We start from the raw sequence: 19,524 nt of genomic DNA on the forward strand, positions 1-19,524 counted from the left end.
CTGTCGTTATTCTAAAATATCTGCAAAAGTCGCTTGTACGAAGTCTGCTAGAAGTTGTGGTTTGATTTGAATACTATGGCCGATTTCCCCGGCAGATACGATCATGGTCTCTAACTGAAGGGCTGATTCATCGAAAAAGATTGGGAAAGGATGCTTTTGACGAATGCCCACGGGATTATTGGCACCATGAATATAACCTGTTGTTTTTTCGAGATCCTTTTGAGGAATCATTGCCACTTTCTTATTTCCTGATAATTTGGCCAATTTTTTCTCTGAAAGATGCTCTGTGATAGGAATGATCCCAATCACTGGACCCGTTTTATCACCTTTGAGAGCTAGGGTTTTGAAAATAGTAGAGCGATCAATCCCTTCTGGTAAGATCCCTTCTAAAGCGTTGATTTGTAAGCCTACGTGCTCAATTTTTGCTTTTGTTAAGATCTGCTCGACCAAGGTTTTTTTTACTTTATTTTTTTTTGCCATGGCTTTCTCCTTTTTTCATTTTCTCTACAAAATCAGATTTCATTAGACCATTATAACATATAATAGTGGCGATATTACCTTCCCCTTTGAAAATAGAAAACAGCAGAAAAAGTGAAGATCACTTGATCTGCTGTTTTAAGGCTATGAGGAAGAGTTATCTTTTTGTACCTTGAAAAGTTTCCGATAAATCGCTTCTTGGTCTTGCGTCGGAGCAATTTGGTTGAGATCCAAGTAGTGTGAGAATCCATTTAATTGCCCTTGAGAGGTATATTGATGCAAGTCGTATTCCGTATTGGTATCTGGCGCGGCATTGTAGTAGCCATCATCAAATCCATAAGTAGGAATCCAAAGAGCCGTAAATTTATCAGTGGAGATACTATGTTCTTCCATGAAGTAGGTTCCGATATAGAGTCCAATATTTTTTGCACCCAAAGCTTGTAGTTTTGCTCGGAAAGCTTCAACACCTGCGTTCATATCCTTCATGGTTTTTTCCTCAACGTCTAACCAATAGTAGGTCGGTTTGTAAGGAGAAGCAGCCTTGTAAAATTCTTCTGCTTCTTTTTCCATTTCTTTTTTATCCTTAGCCGCGACATAAGCATAGACTGCGACTGGGATATTTCGTTTTTGGAATTCTTGGATATGGGTTTTAAAAGATTTATCCAGACCATTTAAGTAGGTTGCTGCATTTTCCTTTTTAGCTTGAGCCCCACTATGGACACGAACGATCACACCTCCCACATTTTGGGAGAGGACATCGTAATCAATTTCACTAGGCAATTGCCAGCCTGAGATATCAATGATCGGGCGGTCAACCAGTTCTGGATTGATGTCTTCCTCTTTTTTAGAAGAAGAGCTTGCAGTAGTTGTTTTTCGAGGTGTATTGGAGTTCGGAATCGTTTGGGTTGTTTCTTGTTGTGCTCTTGCTTGCATATCAGCAATTGTTCGTGAAAGAACGAGAAAAGAAATGAAACTGATAAAAAAGACCAAGAGAACAACGGGTTTTATCCTTTTTCTCATACAGAATCATTTTACCGTAAAAAAAACGAAAAGGCAAAAGTTAATGCTTAAAAGATCCCAATTTCAGCCATTATTTTCAAAAAAAAGGAATCTTTTCATCGAAAAAGGATAAAAATATATGAAAATAAGAAAGATATTAAGAATATTTCTGGAAAATAGAGAAGAAGCCGAATCTTTTCTGGCCTTTCCTTGGTTTTGCTTCTTAAAAATGATATAATGAAGGTTGAACATTAGGAATATGGTGAATTATGAAAATTGAAAAAAGACATCTTTTAAATTATTCCATCCTCATTCCCTATTTGATTTTATCCATTATTGGTTTGATTGTAGTCTATTCGACAACAAGTGCCTTGGCAATTCAAAGTGGAGTGAGTTCTACTCGGATGGTGCGGACACAGGGACTCTTTTTTATCCTTAGTCTCCTAACCATCGCCTTGATTTATAAATTTAGCTTAAAGTTTCTTCGAAATAAAAAAGTGCTGGCTTTTGTCATCTTTATTGAAGTGATTTTGTTGATTTTGTCTAGGTTTATCACAGATACGGTCAATGGAGCTCATGGTTGGTTGACAATTCCTGGAGGATTCAGTATCCAGCCAGCGGAGTACCTTAAGGTGATCTTAGTCTGGTATCTAGCCTTGATCTTTTCTAAACGACAAGACGAGATACGCGATTATGATTATCAAGCCTTGACCCACAATGAATGGATCCCAAGGAATTTAAACGATTGGCGTTGGCTGACCTTGATTCTGATTGGAATCGTTGTGATTATGCCGGACTTGGGAAATGCAACGATCTTGGCCTTGACGGTCTTGATTATGATTACGGCTAGTGGAGTGGGCTACCGTTGGTTTACCTCTTTACTTGGTTTAGTTGTTGGAGCATCCACCATTGTACTTGGTTCAATATGGATCATCGGTGTGGATCGTGTCGCTAAAATTCCTGTCTTTGGTTATGTGGCCAAACGTTTTAGTGCCTTCTTTAACCCCTTTAATGACTTGTCTGGCGCAGGTCACCAATTAGCTAATTCCTACTATGCCATGAGTAACGGTGGTTGGTTTGGCTTGGGGCTAGGAAATTCCATTGAAAAACAAGGTTACTTACCAGAAGCGCACACAGACTTTGTGTTTGCGATTGTGATTGAAGAATTAGGTTTTGTTGGAGCTAGTTTGATCCTTGCTCTCTTATTCTTCTTAATTCTTCGGATCATTTTAGTCGGTATTCGAGCAAAGAATCCTTTTAATTCGATGATGGCCATTGGGATCGGTGGGATGATCTTGGTACAAACCTTCATTAACATCGGAGGTATTTCTGGTTTGATTCCGTCTACAGGTGTGACCTTCCCCTTCTTATCTCAAGGGGGAAATAGCTTATGGGTCTTATCCGTAGCGATTGCTTTTGTTTTGAATATCGATGCGAGTGAAAAACGGGCCAAGATGGAACAAGAAGGCATGGTTTTTGAAGAAAAAGGTAAAATCAAACCTTATTATTAAAAGGGAATTGTTGAATGGCTTTTCAAAAAGGAGAAAAAATGGTTTTAAAAAAATTAGAGAACTATAGGAATAAAGGCATTCTTACAGAAGAGGTCGAAATTCTAACAGATTTATTAGATGATATTACTAAAAATTTGGTTCGTCCGGAAACCTTTGATAAAATTACACAGTTGAAGGATTTATCAAAAACACAGAATTACCGCGACTTGAATCAACTAGTGGGACAACTATCTAATGAAGAGATGACAGTGATTTCACGTTATTTTGCGATTTTACCACTCTTGATTAACATCTCAGAAGATGTCGATTTGGCCTATGAAATCAATCATTTGAATAATGTGGATGGCGAATACCTTGGAAAACTTTCTTCAACCATTAAAGAAGTTGCGAAGAATGAAGATGCGCAAGAAATTCTTGAAAATCTCAATATTGTACCGGTTTTAACAGCCCATCCAACTCAAGTGCAAAGAAAGACTATGCTGGATCTGACTAATCATATCCATGCTCTTCTTCGTCAACACCGGGATGTTAAAGCGGGATTGATTAATGAAAACAAGTGGTATAATAACCTTCGTTGTAATATTGAAATTATGATGCAAACGGATATGATCCGTGATAAAAAATTGAAGGTGACCAATGAGATCACCAACGTCATGGAATATTACAATAGCTCCTTCTTGCAAGCTGTTCCAAACTTGATGTTGGAGTACAAACGCTTGGCAAAAGAGCATGGATTAGAGCTTGAACAACCACGTCCAATTACAATGGGCATGTGGATTGGGGGAGACCGGGATGGAAATCCGTTTGTAACAGCTGAGACCTTGAAACGTTCTGCAACCATTCAAAGTGAAGTCATTTTGAACTATTATATCGAAAAGATTTCTAAATTATACCGTCATTTCTCACTTTCAACGAGTCTTTCTAAAACAAGTGAAGCAGTAGCTGAAATGGCAGCCCTATCAAGTGATACATCTGTTTTTCGTGAAAAAGAGCCATACCGTCGTGCTTTCCACTATATTCAGTCAAAATTGATCCAAACCTTGGTCAACTTAAAAGAATGGACGATGGTTGGGGAAACTAGAGAAGATCGTTATGCTGTCGAGAGGTTATTAGGAGCAAACGCTCATCAACAAGGGCCAGTTTCTGATTATATCGGCAATCGTATCTCTGGAGCTTTAAAGAAAATTTCTGAGAAAGAAGCTCCAGCTTATGCCTCTGCTCAAGAATTTAAAGAAGACCTTAAAAAGATCAAAGATTCCTTGTTAGAAAACAAGTCAGAGTATTTGATTTCGGGTGAATTTACAGAACTTCTAGAAGCCATCGATGTTTTTGGATTCTATCTCGCCTCTATTGATATGCGCCAGGATTCTAGTGTGCATGAAGCCTGTGTAGCAGAATTATTGAAATCAGCAGGGATTAATGACCATTATTCTGATTTATCAGAGGAAGAAAAGTGTCAAGTTCTCTTGAAAGAACTCTTAGAAGACCCACGGATTTTATCAGCCACCCATGCTGAAAAATCTGAACTACTTGAAAAAGAATTGGCAATTTTCCAAACAGCTCGTGAATTGAAGGATCGTTTAGGAGAAGAAGTCATTCGTCAAAACATCATTTCTCATGCAACAAGTGTATCAGATATGTTGGAATTGGCTGTGATGTTGAAAGAAGTGGGCTTAGTTGATACGGAAAAAGCTCGCGTGCAAATCGTACCTTTATTTGAAACAATCGAAGATTTGGATCATTCAGAAGAAACTATGAGAAGCTACTTGTCTCTTCCAATTGCCAAACGTTGGATTGCTTCCAAGAACAACTACCAAGAAATTATGTTAGGTTACTCGGATTCTAACAAGGATGGTGGCTACTTGTCTTCTTGTTGGACCCTCTTTAAAGCCCAACAACAATTGACCGCTATCGGAGATGAGTTTGGAGTGAAGATTACCTTCTTCCATGGTCGTGGTGGGACTGTTGGCCGTGGTGGAGGTCCTACTTATGAAGCCATCACGTCTCAACCGTTGAAATCCATTAATGACCGCATCCGCTTAACTGAGCAAGGGGAAGTAATCGGCAATAAATATGGAAATAAAGATGCTGCCTACTACAACCTTGAAATGCTCGTTTCTGCAACCATTAACCGAATGATTGCCGAACAAAAGAGTCCATTTTCTATGTTTGATCGTTTCGGGGAAGTCATGGATAAAGTCGTGAATCGCAGTTACGATATCTATCGTGATTTGGTCTTTGGAAATGAGCACTTCTATGATTACTTCTTTGAATCAAGTCCGATCAAAGCAATTTCAAGTTTTAATATTGGTTCACGTCCAGCTGCTCGTAAGACCATTACAGAAATTGGTGGTTTGCGTGCTATTCCTTGGGTCTTCTCTTGGTCACAAAGTCGGGTGATGTTCCCTGGTTGGTATGGAGTAGGTTCTAGCTTTAAGGAATATATCGATGAGGATCCTGAGAATATCGAAACCCTTCGATACATGTATAAAAACTGGCCTTTCTTCCAATCTCTCTTATCAAATGTGGACATGGTCTTATCCAAAGCCAACATGGACATTGCTTTTGAGTACGCCCAATTGTGTGAAGAAGAAGAAGTTCGCAATATCTATCAGATTATCTTACATGAATGGCAATTGACCAAGGACATCATCTTGATGATTGAGGAACAAGACGAGTTGCTCGCTGAAAATCCTTATTTGAAAGAAAGTTTGGACTATCGGATGCCATACTTTAACGTCTTGAACTATATTCAGTTAGAATTGATTCGACGTCAACGGACTGGACAACTACCAGCCGATCAAGACAAGCTAATCCATATTACGATCAATGGAGTGGCTACAGGATTACGAAATTCAGGTTAAAAAAATCGGAACATTGTTCCGATTTTTTTAGTCCCTGATATTAAAGGACCAAAAGGTATGTAATGGCTTAAATAGAAGATTTAAAATGAGAATTTTCAAAGCTAGATCAGGATCTTTCAGCAAGCTGATAAAATAAAAGAAAAGAAGAGGAATAATTAAGAAAATATAGGTAAAAGGCTTGCAATTTTATCTAAAATTCGATAGAATAGTAAGGAAAGTTAGACTGTATTGCCTACTGTCTATCTATAAAATATATTTTATTGGAGGCTTTTACTCAAATGGCAAAAGAAAAATACGATCGTAGTAAACCGCACGTTAACATCGGTACAATCGGACACGTTGACCACGGTAAAACTACCCTAACTGCAGCAATCACAACTGTTTTGGCACGTCGCTTGCCTTCATCAGTTAACCAACCTAAAGACTATGCGTCTATTGATGCTGCTCCAGAAGAACGCGAACGCGGTATCACCATCAACACTGCACACGTTGAGTACGAAACTGCTAAACGTCACTACGCTCACATCGACGCTCCAGGACACGCGGACTACGTTAAAAACATGATCACTGGTGCCGCTCAAATGGACGGAGCTATCCTTGTAGTAGCTTCAACTGACGGACCAATGCCACAAACACGTGAACACATCCTTCTTTCACGTCAGGTTGGTGTTAAACACTTGATCGTCTTCATGAACAAAGTTGACTTGGTTGACGATGAAGAATTGCTTGAATTGGTTGAAATGGAAATCCGTGACCTTCTTTCAGAATACGATTTCCCAGGTGATGACCTTCCAGTTATCCAAGGTTCAGCTCTTAAAGCTCTTGAAGGTGACTCTAAATATGAAGACATCATCATGGAATTGATGGATACTGTTGATGAGTACATCCCAGAACCAGAACGCGATACTGACAAACCATTGCTTCTTCCAGTCGAAGACGTATTCTCAATCACTGGACGTGGTACAGTTGCTTCAGGACGTATCGACCGTGGTGTTGTTCGTGTCAACGACGAAATCGAAATCGTTGGTATCAAAGACGAAATCCAAAAAGCAGTTGTTACTGGTGTTGAAATGTTCCGTAAACAACTTGACGAAGGTCTTGCAGGGGATAACGTTGGTGTGCTTCTTCGTGGTATCCAACGTGATGAAATCGAACGTGGACAAGTTATCGCTAAACCAGGTTCAATCAACCCACACACTAAATTCAAAGGTGAAGTTTACATCCTTACTAAAGAAGAAGGTGGACGTCATACTCCATTCTTCAACAACTACCGTCCACAGTTCTACTTCCGTACAACTGACGTAACTGGATCTATCGAACTTCCAGCTGGAACTGAAATGGTAATGCCTGGTGATAACGTGACTATCGACGTTGAGTTGATCCACCCAATCGCCGTTGAACAAGGTACTACATTCTCAATCCGTGAAGGTGGACGTACTGTTGGTTCAGGTATGGTTACTGAAATCGAAGCTTAATTCGATCTAGTTCCCAGATTAACAATTATATAGACAGACAGAAAACCCCGTGAAGACGGGGTTTTTATTTTTGGCAAAAAGTAAAATGATCTTGTGCAATCTTTCATTATAACGAAAATTATGGTAAAATAGATAGTATAAAATTAGAAAAAAGAGGTATGTGAAATGTCACGTAAACCATTTATCGCTGGTAACTGGAAAATGAACAAAAATCCAGAAGAAGCAAAAGCATTCGTTGAAGCTGTAGCATCAAAACTTCCTTCAGCTGACCTTGTTGAAGCTGGTATCGCAGCTCCTGCAGTTGACTTGACAGCTGTTCTTGCTGCTGCTAAAGGTTCAAACCTTAAAGTTGCTGCCCAAAACACTTACTTTGAAAATGCCGGTGCCTTCACTGGTGAAACTAGCCCACAAGTTTTGAAAGAAATCGGTACTGACTACGTTGTTATTGGTCACTCAGAACGTCGTGACTACTTCCATGAAACTGATGAAGATATCAACAAAAAAGCAAAAGCAATCTTTGCGAACGGTATGCTTCCAATCATCTGTTGTGGTGAAAGCCTTGAAACTTACGAAGCTGGTAAAGCAGCAGAATTCGTAGGGGCTCAAGTATCAGCTGCTCTTGCTGGATTGACTGCAGAACAAGTCGCTTCAACAGTTATCGCATACGAACCAATCTGGGCGATCGGTACTGGTAAATCAGCTTCACAAGACGACGCACAAAAAATGTGTAAAGTTGTTCGTGACGTTGTAGCTGCTGACTTTGGTCAAGAAGTGGCTGACAAAGTACGTGTTCAATACGGTGGTTCAGTGAAACCTGAAAACGTTGCTGAATACATGGCTTGTCCAGACGTTGACGGAGCTCTTGTTGGTGGTGCATCACTTGATCCAGAAAGCTTCTTGGCATTGCTTGACTTCGTTAAATAATGACATCTAAAAGGCGAGAGGGTTCTCGTCTTTTTTATAGTAGAAAAGACCAGCTTCAGAGCTGGTCTTTTGAGTTAGGAACGTCCTAATAGTTTCTTAATGAGAGAAATCAGTTTGTATTTCAGAGGACTTGGGTAATAACGGAAGGTCCCCATCTTACGGACGATGTAGCCATTGAAATTCTGTTTGAAACGAAGCACACCATCTGACCCGTCAAAGATTCCTTGAATACCAAGGAAGTTATATCTTGGGATACCACGTTTGATGGTTTCAAGCATCATATATTCTTGGAGAACAGCAGGAGCATAGAACTTGTTAAATTCTGTATAAGAGCCACTGAATAAATAGGTGGATTCTTGTGGCATATAGACGAAGAGGCTTCCTGCAAGAATGACGTCTTGATCTCCATATTTTTCTATATATTCTTTCGCTTCCTTCTTTCTCACCTCAAAGGTATCAAACTGGCTAGAGAATTCACGAAGTTGATTTTGTTTTTTCTCTGAATGTGGGTTGACTTCAAGATCTTTCTGTAATTTCTCAATCTTCTGTGCTAGTTTTCCTTGGTCTTTTTCAAGATTGGTGTAGTATTGGTGAAAGTTCAGCGTTGCGATCATGAAATCTGCTTTGTCGCCAAAACTATCATAGAAGGTTTGGTAATAATCCAAGGTCTTATCTTGATAGTCTCGACGGTCACTAGTAGAAGAAGTAATATCCTTGAAAAGTTGTAGTTCATCCCGGTTTAATCGTTTCAGTTCAATACCGAAAGATTTGGCTTTTTTGACAAGTGGCTTTCCTTTTTTACTGAAGCTCTTGAGAAGATTTTTTTCGGTGATGCCCTCCATATCTTTTACATAGTGCCAATCACCTTCTCCTCCTGGATAACCTGTTGTTAAACCATCATGCTGATAGCCCAATTTTTTTAGGGTATCCATGAAATGGGTTTGCTCTTCACTGGTTGGATTGCCGTCACTGTCAAAAGTTTGATAGGTATCATAGGGCTTGATAACGAGTTCAATAGCTCCATTCTCTTTCGCATAGTCTTTTAAGGCTGCATAGAAGGGTTCTAGCATAGCCTCCTCTTGGTAAAGGGGACCAGAATTGATTTCCATATGGAGACCACCTGTCATAGGAAGACTGTACAAGATCGCTGCCACTTGGACTTGATCTTCTTGTTTCCAAGCGATAAATCGGACCGTGTTTCCTCGCTTTTCAAGCAGATCTGCCATTTCAGCAGACTGGATAAAAGAGCGATGGGAGACAGTATTTGCAAATGAGGTAAATTCTTCTTTTGAAATTGTCGTAAGAGTCATGTAACTTATTTACTCCTTAATTTTTTCCGAATCTTGTAGACCTTGTTTACAAGTGGATAGAGTGGACTGGTTGGGAGGTTGAATTCCCCAACAAATTCTTCAATGACAGGATTAAATTTTGATTTGAAATGATAGAGACCACCATCGAGTGAATTTTCAATGCCCCCCATATTTTGCCAAGAAGCACCACGGTCGAAAGCGTGTTGGGCAGTTTCATACCAAGTGAGGATAGCAGGTTGGTAACGGCGGAATTCTTCATCCATCCCTGCATAAACATTTTCAGACGTCCCACCGAATTCAAGGGTTAAGGTCCCGGATAAAGGAACGACCTGTCTACCTTCTTGGAGATGCTGCTCAAGAAATTGCAGTTCTTCCTCTATACGCTCTTTTTCTTTTTGGTTGTTCTCAACCTTGCCAGGCTTTGTTTTTTCTGTGAATTTTTCAGCCTCTGCCTTGTTTTTTTCAAGATCTTTTATAAGGGAGCTTTTCCGTTTCTCGAGATCTAGAGTAGACAAAGTAATGTAGGATTGTCCTTGGTAGGTTGTGAGTAGTTTTTCGTAGTAGTCTTTTCCACGTAAATGAATGCTTTTACGAGCCTCAGTCTTTTTCATGAGAGAAGCAAAGTCCTCTAACAATTCAGTCCCGCCAAATTGGACTTGGATCCCTTTGTTTCGAGCAGTTCGGATGGCTTGTCGAGTAGATTTTGAAAGATCTTGCTCGGTGAAAAACTCTTTGTGGATATTTGCTTGAAAGCGTGGTTGGATATTTTCTGCCATATCACTGGTTCGGCCAGTCCATTCAATCCCTTCTGTTGTTAGGGTATCGATCACCGCTTGCACAGCAGGAGCTTCCGTCTTTTCTTGTCCAATCAAGTGTTTACTCAAGAAAAGACTTGGATCAAATTTCACAAACAAGGCCTTGTATTGTTTGGCAATTTTTTTAAGGGACTGGATCACATATGAAACCAGCTCTTTGTTTTGGTAATCCATGATTGGGCCTCGAGGAATGTAAAGCATGGAAAAGCCAAGTGGCAGGGGTTGAATCAAGATGCTTGCAACAGCGACTAATTGGTCTTCTTGATAAAAACCAACCCGTTCATTTCCCCAATTATCTTTGATTTTTGCCCATGAGCTGCTTTGTAAGAGATTGGTTTGGTCACTCTGAATAACAAAGTCATCATGCTCACTAGCAGAAATTCCTAGCTGGTAATGGTACATTTCTTACAATACCCACTTTCTAATGGCGTATGCAACGCCAGATTCATCATTTGATTTGGTAATAGTTGTAGCAATTTTTTTAAGAGCTGGATTGCCATTCTCCATAACGACGGCATGTCCCACGACTTCTAGCATGGAACGGTCATTTTCCTCATCTCCGATGGCCATGGTTTCTTCTTGCTGAATTCCAAGTCGTTCAGCTAGATGAAGAACAGCTGATCCCTTATTGGTTGTTTTCCCTAGAATTTCTAAATAAAAAGGGGCTGATTTGACCATGGTGAAGCGGTCCTGAAATTCTTTTGGGATTTTTGCAATTGCAGTATCCAGAATATCTGGTTCATCGATATACATGGCCTTGACAAATTCTTTCTCTCGAACTTCTTCAGGCGTCCGGTAATAAACGGGCATATTGACCAGTTGAGATTCATGAATGGTGTAGCGTCCGATATCGCGATTGCTGGTATAGATGCCGTCTTTAGTAATAGCATGAGAGTGGATTTGGAGTTTGTTAGCAAGAGCCTCGATATCGAGATAGTCCTCATAATGTAAAAGGTCTTTGATGAGTTCTTTTCCCGTAGCAGTTTCTTGCACCAAACCGCCATTAAAGGTAATGACATAGTCTCCAGGATCCATCAAATGGAGTTCTTTTAAAAGTTTTGAGACCCCTGCGATAGGACGACCAGTTGTGATCACGATTTTAACGCCTGCGGCTTTAGCATCTTGAATGGCTTCAAATACGGAAGGTGTGATCTCTTTTTTTGAATTGAGAAGTGTACCGTCGATATCGATCGCAACTAATTTAATGGACATCCTTCTCTCCTGTAAAATAATCATTGGTGATATAGGAAGTAAATTCCTCTACCTGCTTACTGAAAAGTCCATTAACCTCCAGCATTTCTTTGGGGAAATAGAAGCGGTTGTCGCCATAGCGAGTTCCTGCTAAAGCAGCGACGAGTGGAGACAACTGAGACAATTCAGCGAGACTCCCATCTTTTCGGATCATCTCGATCTGGGTACGCGGTTTTTCAAGCTCTGGTCGATAAATATCGTAGGGAAGGTCGAAATTTTGATGAATAGCGGTGTAGTAGGTTGGATTAAACCCAACCTCTTTAATCAGTTTTTCAAGGATTGCTAAGTCTTTTCGCTTATCTTCTGTAAATAGAATCGATTTAAAGACTTTCCGATTAATATAGCGCTGAGCAAGATCAGACAAGATGGTATCCGGACTATCCATCCAGACTTGGAAATAGGTATTCATCACACCGTCATCTAGATTTAGGTAGTCTTGAATGGTGACCTCTTCTTCAAAAAATGGAATCAAGCGAGGTGAAGTCAGTTGAAAATACTCTTTCTGATCTGGATAAATGGTTCTAGCGCGTTTGAGAAGATTTTGAAGGAGGACTTCCATGGCACGAGTAGCCGGGTGGAAGTAGACCTGCATATACATTTGGTAACGGCTGACCACGTAATCCTCGACAGCGTGCATGCCATTTTGTTGGAAGGCAATGCCATTTTCAATCGGTCGAATGACGCGCAAAATACGGGTCAAGTCAAATTTTCCATAGGAAGCACCCGTAAAGTAGGCATCCCGCAGTAAATAATCCATCCGGTCCACATCGATTTGACTAGAAATCAATTGCACCACTTGTTTATTGGGATAGGTATGATCAATGACGCTGGCTACACGATTTGGGAAATCAGGAGCCACTTGCAAGAGGATCTGATTGACCTCCGTCTCTGGACTGGTGATGATCAGCTGGGTCATTTTTTCATGATCGGTCCCAAAGAGTCCTTCAAAGGTATGGGAATAGGCACCATGTCCAATGTCATGAAGAAGAGCGGCTGTCATGGTCAGTAAGTTTTCATCAGAATTCCATTGCTCTGCATACTTTTCCTCGAAAATAGACAGAATCCGTCTTGAAATTTCATAGGCGCCAAGACAGTGAGAAAAACGACTATGCTCCCCACCGTGGAAGGTAAAACCAGATGTCCCCAGTTGTTTGATGCGGCGTAGTCGTTGAAATTCTTTACTATTAATTAATTGATAAATGATGGGATGATCCACATGAACGTAATCATGAACGGGATCGCGAAAGACTTTTTCATTCATGGGTCTATTATAGCAAAAAAAAGCCTATTTTGCGATCTAGAGGCTAATAGGGGCAGTCAAAATGCGTAAAATTTGATAGAATAATAGGGCAAGAAAAGAAGAGAAGGAGACAAAGATGCAGATTCGCATTCAAAATACCATTCGATTTGGAGAAGAAATGGAAATCGTTGATCAGTACTATCAAGGTGAATGGAAGGAAAAAGCAGGTTTTCAATATCTCTTGTATACCAATGAAGAAGATGAAAAGGTTGCTTTGAAATTTTCCAACGATGAATTGGTGATGACACGATTCTCAAGTCCTAAATCCATCATGCGTTTCTACAAAAATGAAGATGGTGGGGCAATCATCCCAACTCCGATGGGCATTCAGCAGTTTTTGATTACAACAGACCTCTTTCAATTAGAAGCAGGTCATTTGCAAGTCTCTTATCGCTTGTTAACTCTCGATGGAGAACAGGAATTTGCCAATTATCAATTACTGGTGGAATGGGAAGAATAATCCTCATTAAATTATTCGAGATCCCGCTTGCTTTATTCTATAAAAATGGTATAATAAAACCACTCAAGGGAGTAGCTGGCGGTTTTCCGCGATAGTGTCGTCATTACGAAATTATTTCCGGCACTATATTAAACGGCGAGACTTGTTTTTTCAAACAGGTCTCTTTTTTGTGCAAAAGAGACCTAGTAGAAAGCTATAAGGAGGAAATTATTTTGTCAAAAGAACAAAATAAAGCTTTGTTTTATACACAGAGTAAAGAAGAAGTTCTAAAGGAATTGGACTCTTCAATTGAAGGCTTGTCAACTGCTCAAGCTCAAGAACGTTTAGCGACTTATGGTCATAATGAACTGGACGAAGGTGAAAAACGTAGCCTCTTGTCTAAGTTTATCGATCAGTTTAAAGATTTGATGATTATCATCTTGCTGATCGCCGCAGCTCTCTCTGTGATCACAGAAGGAATGGACGGCCTTACAGATGCCATGATCATCTTAGCCGTTGTTGTTTTGAATGCAGCCTTTGGTGTCTACCAAGAAGGACAAGCCGAAGCAGCTATCGAAGCACTGAAAAACATGTCTAGTCCATTAGCGCGTGTCCGCCGTGATGGTCACGTGATTGAAATTGATTCCAAAGAATTGGTCCCTGGGGACATCGTTCTTCTGGAAGCTGGAGATGTGGTTCCAGCCGATATGCGCTTGTTAGAGGCAGCTTCTCTTAAGATCGAAGAAGCAGCTCTTACAGGGGAATCGGTTCCAGTTGAAAAAGATGTAACTGGTCTTGTTGAGGCAGATGCTGGTATTGGGGACCGCGTTAATATGGGTTACCAAAACTCGAACGTAACTTATGGTCGTGGTATTGGTGTCGTAACAAACACTGGTATGTATACAGAAGTTGGTAAGATTGCAGATATGTTGGCTAATGCCGATGAGACTGAAACACCATTGAAGCAAAGCTTGGAACAACTCTCTAAAGCCTTGACTTACTTAATTGTTGTGATTGCGGTCATTACTTTCTTAGTTGGTGTCTTCGTTCGTGGAGAGCATCCATTGGAAGGCTTGATGGTTGCGGTAGCCCTTGCGGTTGCGGCCATTCCAGAAGGACTTCCTGCCATTGTAACCATCGTTCTTTCTTTGGGAACAACAACCCTTGCCAAACGCAATTCGATTGTTCGTAAATTGCCAGCCGTTGAAACACTTGGTTCAACAGAAATCATCGCATCTGATAAAACAGGTACTTTGACCATGAACCAAATGACGGTTGAAAAAGTCTATACCAACGGTCAATTACAAAGTGCAGCAACCGAAATTGGAGCAAGCAACAATACGCTTCGCATCATGAACTTTGCCAATGATACCAAGGTGGATCCATCTGGCAAGTTGATTGGGGACCCAACAGAGACTGCTTTGGTACAGTTTGGTTTGGACCACAACTTTGACGTTCGTGAAGCCTTGAAGGATGAGCCTCGTGTGGCTGAATTGCCATTTGACTCTGATCGTAAACTCATGTCTACCATCCACAAGGAAGCAGATGGTTCATACTTTATCGCTGTCAAGGGTGCGCCTGACCAATTGCTTAAACGTGTGACGCGTATTGAAGTCAATGGGGAAGTTCGTCCTATCACGGATGAAGATAAGAAAGCTATCCTTGCTACCAACAAAGACTTGGCTAAACAAGCCCTTCGTGTCTTGATGATGGCTTATAAGACAAGCAAGGAAATTCCAACTTTGGAGTCTGAAATTGTTGAGTCTGACCTGATCTTCTCTGGTTTGGTCGGCATGATTGACCCTGAGCGTCCAGAAGCAGCAGAAGCTGTCCGTGTCGCTAAGGAAGCGGGTATCCGTCCTATCATGATCACGGGTGACCACCAAGATACAGCAGAGGCGATTGCTAAACGTCTTGGAATCATCGATCCAAATGATACAGAAGACCATGTCTTCACAGGGGCTGAGTTGAACGAACTCTCTGACGAAGAATTCCAAAAAGTATTCAAACAATACTCTGTCTATGCGCGTGTATCACCTGAACACAAGGTTCGGATCGTGAAAGCTTGGCAAAATGAAGGAAAAGTTGTTGCCATGACAGGGGATGGGGTCAACGATGCACCATCACTTAAGACAGCTGATATCGGTATCGGTATGGGGATTACAGGTACAGAAGTTTCTAAGGGAGCTTCAGACATGGTCCTTGCAGATGATAACTTTGCAACCATTATCGTAGCGGTAGAAGAAGGACGTAAGGTCTTCTCCAATATCCAAAAATCTATCCAATACCTCTTGTCTGCCAATATGGCTGAGGTCTTCACCATCTTCTTTGCAACCCTCTTTGGTTGGGATGTGTTGCAACCAGTACATCTTCTCTGGATTAACTTGGTAACTGATACTTTACCAGCCATCGCTCTTGGTGTGGAACCAGCTGAGCCAGGTGTTATGACCCACAAACCTCGTGGACGTAAATCTAACTTCTTTGACGGTGGGGTTTTTGGTGCCATTCTTTATCAAGGTGTCTTCCAAACCATGCTGGTTCTTGGTGTTTATGGCTGGGCCTTGCTCTCTCCAGAACATGCGACTCGTGCAGAAATCCATGCAGACGCTTTGACCATGGCCTTTGCAACTCTTGGTTTGATCCAATTGCTCCATGCCTTTAATGTCAAATCGGTTTACCAATCGATCTTTAAAGTGGGACTCTTTAAGAACAAGACCTTTAACTGGTCGATTCCAGTTGCCTTTGTTCTCTTGATGGCAACTATCATTGTCCCTGGATTTAACAAACTCTTCCACGTGTCTCATTTGAGTTTGACACAATGGTTGGCCGTTTTGATTGGTTCGCTCTTGATTGTGCTCCTTGTTGAGATTGTCAAAGCCGTTCAACGTGCACTTGGAAAAGATAAAAACGCTATTTAAACATAAAAAAAGTCATCTTCGGATGGCTTTTTTATCTGACAGAAAATGACTGGGCATATTTCTTGAGGTAGGTGTGGATTTTTGATAAACTAGTCACCAGTTTGAAGAAAGGAAACTTAATTATGAAAAAGTTTTTTGCTGAAGTAATCGGCACATTTATGCTTGTCTTTATCGGGACTGGCGCAGTTGTTTTTGGAAATGGGACAGAAGGACTTGGGCATTTAGGAATTGCCTTGTCATTCGGTTTGTCCATTGTTGCAGCAGCTTACTCAATTGGGACTGTTTCTGGTGCCCACTTGAACCCGGCTGTTTCGATTGCCATGTTTGTGAACAAACGCTTGTCTTCAAAGGACTTGGTTAATTATATTGCAGCGCAAGTAGTGGGTGCGGTTCTCGCATCTGCAACAGTACTCTTCCTCTTGTCAAATTCAGGTATGTCAACAGCTAGTCTTGGTGAAAATGCCCTAGCGAAGGGTGTGACTCCATTTGGCGGATTCTTGTTTGAAGTAATTGCTTCCTTTATCTTTATTTTGGTCATCATGACAGTGACATCAGCTACCAAAGGTAATGGGAAAATCGCTGGTCTTGTCATAGGTTTGAGCTTGACTTTGATTATTCTTGTTGGTTTGAACATTACAGGACTTTCTGTTAACCCAGCTCGTAGCTTGGCACCTGCCCTCTTTGTTGGTGGTGCAGCCCTTCAACAAATTTGGATCTTTATTTTGGCTCCAATTGTCGGTGGTGTTCTGGCTGCAATCGTTGCAAAAAATCTCTTGGATACAGAAGAGTAAAAAAATGATTTCGGAGGAACAATTTTGAGAGCGTAGATAAAACGTTCTTCTTTGCAAATCTAATAAATTCTATAAAGACAAAAAAATTATCTGTTAGAGTTATTCAATCATCTACTGAAACGTTCCGCCGTGAGAAAAGTGCTAGAAACAAGATTGTTTCTAGCACTCGGAAGTTTTGGAACCTTGGGTCCAAAACTAAGTCATGGAACTTCGTAGAAGTTCGCTGACGTCCGTACTCACCTAAGGAAAGTTTTTAGATGACTTTGTCTTCAATCTGAAATTGGTTCCAGAAGGGCCAATTTTTTTATAGTTCAAGGATAGTCATGGCTTGAGAAAATTCATGAGCAAGCTGTTTTTTCTTGTATGCATTAAATTCGGGGAGGTCTTTGATTCTGCGATAGCGTTTGTAGGGATCGTATCGTTTTGGAAAATCATATTCAGGAAAAGCTTCGAAAAATTGTTTGCAAAGCTCCCATTCTCGGACATAGCCTAAAGGTCTGGCATGATAGGTGATGTTGTCAATGGTTGTTGCTGGCATTCGGTGATGGCTATGACCAAAAATCACTTCTCTGACAGGATATTGTCTAAACAGTTCATGAAAGGCTTGGCTCCCTAGAAAAGCATTAAAGCGTTCAAAATAAGGGTGGCGCAGGAGAAACTGACTATGAGGAACAAAGTGCATGGCGATGATCAGGGGTTGGTCTACTCGCATGAGCTCTTGTTCCAGCTCTTGCAACAGACGTTGGGTAATGGCTGGATCAGATCCCATTCGTTGGAGGCGTCTGTCAAACCAAAATAGATTTTTGGTTTGGAGATGTTTTTGGGGAGAGATGGCAGGAACAAAACTGTAGTCATACCAGCCCGAAAAGGCAAGAAGCGTATGATTGGAGAAGGGAATCTTTTGAAATTCAAAAGGTCTCATGGCTTCTTCTGATAGGCCCAGCATATCATGATTTCCTAGGCTAAAGGTCACTGGAAGGTGACATTGGAGTTGGTCTAAAAATTCCTGTGACCTCTTTTCAAAGCCGTTGGCAATATCTCCTGCAATATGGAGATGTTGAATTTTTTTGTCCTTGAAAAGAGTGATCAGGGTCTCTATTTCGTCTTTGCCGAAGTTGTTTGAATCAATATGTAAATCGGACATAAAAGCTACTGTTGTCATGCTACCAGTCTAGCATAAGAGGATCTTTTTTTCTAACAATTAGGTTACAAATGAATGGAAAAATGTTGAAAATTAGCTGGCTTGGCAGTGGTCAACCAGCAGACCCAATATTGGAAGGTGGGCAAATAGTGAAGGTTATGATATAATAGACTAGATACATAGAAAGAGGTACTTATGGACATTTCAGAAATTCGTCAAAAAATTGACGCAAATCGTGAAAAATTAGCTTCTTTCAGGGGGTCTCTTTGACTTAGAGGCATTGGAAGAAGAAATTGCCATTTTAGAAAATAAAATGACAGAACCTGATTTTTGGGATGATAACATTGCTGCGCAAAAAACATCTCAAGAATTAAATGAACTCAAGCAGACCTATGAAAATTTCCATCAAATGGTGGATCTCTTTGATGAGTCAGAAATCTTACTGGACTTTTTGGCAGAAGACGATTCGGTCAAGGAAGAATTGATCGAGAAGTTGGAGGAGCTGGATAAACGTATGACCAGCTATGAGATGACCTTGCTATTGTCTGAACCCTATGACAATAATAATGCCATCCTAGAAATCCACCCAGGTTCAGGAGGGACAGAAGCTCAGGACTGGGGAGACATGCTTCTTCGGATGTATACTCGTTTTGGAAATGCCCACGGCTTTAAAGTTGAAGTCTTGGACTATCAGGCTGGAGATGAGGCTGGAATCAAGTCTGTGACCCTATCCTTTGAAGGGCCACATGCATACGGTCTTCTGAAATCTGAAATGGGGGTTCACCGTTTGGTTCGAATCTCTCCATTTGACTCCGCTAAACGTCGTCATACCTCCTTTACATCTGTTGAGGTCATGCCCGAATTAGACAATACCATTGAAGTCGAAGTTCGTGATGATGATATCAAGATGGACACCTTCCGCTCTGGTGGAGCTGGTGGACAAAACGTCAACAAGGTCTCTACAGGGGTGCGCTTGACCCACATTCCGACAGGGATTGTAGTGGCATCCACCGTGGATCGAACCCAATACGGGAACCGTGATCGTGCGATGAAGATGTTGCAGGCTAAACTCTACCAATTAGAGCAAGAGAAAAAAGCAGCAGAAGTGGATTCTCTAAAAGGGGATAAAAAAGAAATCACCTGGGGAAGTCAAATCCGCTCCTATGTTTTTACCCCTTACACCATGGTTAAGGATCACCGGACCAACTACGAAGTAGCGCAGGTAGACAAGGTGATGGATGGAGATATCGATGGCTTTATCGATGCCTACCTTAAATGGCGTCTCCAATAACCTCGAGGGAATCAACCA

Annotated in this window: 15 protein-coding genes; 8 read left to right on the forward strand and 7 right to left on the reverse strand. The window is 41.0% G+C overall.

Going from position 1 to position 19,524, the window contains the following annotated elements:
* Positions 1-6: 6 nt before the first annotated feature.
* Together RDV49_RS05275 and RDV49_RS05280 are read right to left on the reverse strand one after the other, a co-directional pair.
* Complete coding sequence (locus RDV49_RS05275) at positions 7-480, reverse strand: aminoacyl-tRNA deacylase (RefSeq protein ID WP_049491117.1); 474 nt, start codon at positions 478-480, stop codon at positions 7-9.
* A gap of 141 nt (positions 481-621) precedes the next feature.
* A complete protein-coding gene (locus tag RDV49_RS05280; RefSeq protein WP_003008064.1) occupies positions 622-1,497 on the reverse strand; it encodes a GH25 family lysozyme in 876 nt (291 codons plus the stop codon).
* Positions 1,498-1,745: 248 nt separating this feature from the next.
* Between RDV49_RS05280 and ftsW the strand changes: the two genes are divergently transcribed.
* The 4 genes from ftsW (at position 1,746) to tpiA (ending at position 8,250) form a co-directional block, all read left to right on the forward strand.
* On the forward strand, positions 1,746-2,987 hold the full coding sequence (gene ftsW, locus RDV49_RS05285) for a cell division peptidoglycan polymerase FtsW (RefSeq protein ID WP_003008061.1): 1,242 nt from the start codon (positions 1,746-1,748) through the stop codon (positions 2,985-2,987).
* A 38-nt stretch (positions 2,988-3,025) separates the two neighbouring features.
* Complete coding sequence (gene ppc / locus RDV49_RS05290; protein ID WP_037608391.1) at positions 3,026-5,851, forward strand: phosphoenolpyruvate carboxylase; 2,826 nt, start codon at positions 3,026-3,028, stop codon at positions 5,849-5,851.
* A gap of 278 nt (positions 5,852-6,129) precedes the next feature.
* Entirely contained in the window at positions 6,130-7,326 is a 1,197-nt protein-coding gene (gene tuf, locus RDV49_RS05295; RefSeq protein ID WP_003008055.1) for an elongation factor Tu, read from the forward strand.
* 165 nt (positions 7,327-7,491) lie between these two features.
* Positions 7,492-8,250, forward strand: a complete 759-nt coding sequence (gene tpiA, locus RDV49_RS05300) for a triose-phosphate isomerase (protein ID WP_003008052.1) — start codon at positions 7,492-7,494, stop codon at positions 8,248-8,250.
* Positions 8,251-8,324: 74 nt separating this feature from the next.
* Here the strand turns inward: tpiA and RDV49_RS05305 are convergent, their stop codons facing one another.
* The 4 genes from RDV49_RS05305 to RDV49_RS05320 are packed head-to-tail and all read right to left on the reverse strand — an operon-like array spanning position 8,325 to position 12,887.
* Complete coding sequence (locus tag RDV49_RS05305; protein WP_003008049.1) at positions 8,325-9,560, reverse strand: aminoacyltransferase; 1,236 nt, start codon at positions 9,558-9,560, stop codon at positions 8,325-8,327.
* A 5-nt stretch (positions 9,561-9,565) separates the two neighbouring features.
* Positions 9,566-10,777 (reverse strand): aminoacyltransferase, encoded by a 1,212-nt coding sequence (locus tag RDV49_RS05310; RefSeq protein ID WP_003008046.1) that lies wholly within the window; start codon positions 10,775-10,777, stop codon positions 9,566-9,568.
* A gap of 3 nt (positions 10,778-10,780) precedes the next feature.
* Positions 10,781-11,587, reverse strand: coding sequence for a sugar-phosphatase (gene yidA / locus RDV49_RS05315; RefSeq protein ID WP_003008043.1), 807 nt, complete (start codon positions 11,585-11,587; stop codon positions 10,781-10,783).
* On the reverse strand, positions 11,577-12,887 hold the full coding sequence (locus tag RDV49_RS05320; protein ID WP_003008040.1) for an HD domain-containing protein: 1,311 nt from the start codon (positions 12,885-12,887) through the stop codon (positions 11,577-11,579). The genes yidA and RDV49_RS05320 overlap by 11 nt, the downstream gene beginning before the upstream one ends.
* Before the next feature lie 115 nt (positions 12,888-13,002).
* Here RDV49_RS05320 and RDV49_RS05325 point away from each other — a divergent pair, with 115 nt between their 5' ends.
* The 3 genes from RDV49_RS05325 (at position 13,003) to RDV49_RS05335 (ending at position 17,074) form a co-directional block, all read left to right on the forward strand.
* On the forward strand, positions 13,003-13,386 hold the full coding sequence (locus tag RDV49_RS05325) for a YwiB family protein (protein ID WP_003008038.1): 384 nt from the start codon (positions 13,003-13,005) through the stop codon (positions 13,384-13,386).
* Between the two features lie 212 nt (positions 13,387-13,598).
* Positions 13,599-16,283, forward strand: a complete 2,685-nt coding sequence (locus RDV49_RS05330; RefSeq protein ID WP_037607988.1) for a cation-translocating P-type ATPase — start codon at positions 13,599-13,601, stop codon at positions 16,281-16,283.
* Between the two features lie 122 nt (positions 16,284-16,405).
* Positions 16,406-17,074, forward strand: coding sequence for an MIP/aquaporin family protein (locus tag RDV49_RS05335; RefSeq protein WP_037607986.1), 669 nt, complete (start codon positions 16,406-16,408; stop codon positions 17,072-17,074).
* A gap of 304 nt (positions 17,075-17,378) precedes the next feature.
* Here the strand turns inward: RDV49_RS05335 and RDV49_RS05340 are convergent, their stop codons facing one another.
* Positions 17,379-18,236, reverse strand: coding sequence for a putative phosphoesterase (locus tag RDV49_RS05340; protein WP_003008027.1), 858 nt, complete (start codon positions 18,234-18,236; stop codon positions 17,379-17,381).
* Positions 18,237-18,410: 174 nt separating this feature from the next.
* Between RDV49_RS05340 and prfB the strand changes: the two genes are divergently transcribed.
* Positions 18,411-19,506 (forward strand): peptide chain release factor 2 gene (gene prfB / locus RDV49_RS05345; RefSeq protein ID WP_155106219.1). Its coding sequence is split into 2 segments (ribosomal slippage): positions 18,411-18,482 and positions 18,484-19,506, totalling 1,095 coding nucleotides; the frame shifts between segments, so codons are not numbered across the junction.
* Positions 19,507-19,524: the final 18 nt, after the last annotated feature.

The sequence above is a fragment of the Streptococcus parasanguinis genome, from assembly GCF_031582885.1.
GTDB classification, from domain to species: Bacteria; Bacillota; Bacilli; order Lactobacillales; family Streptococcaceae; genus Streptococcus; species Streptococcus parasanguinis_M.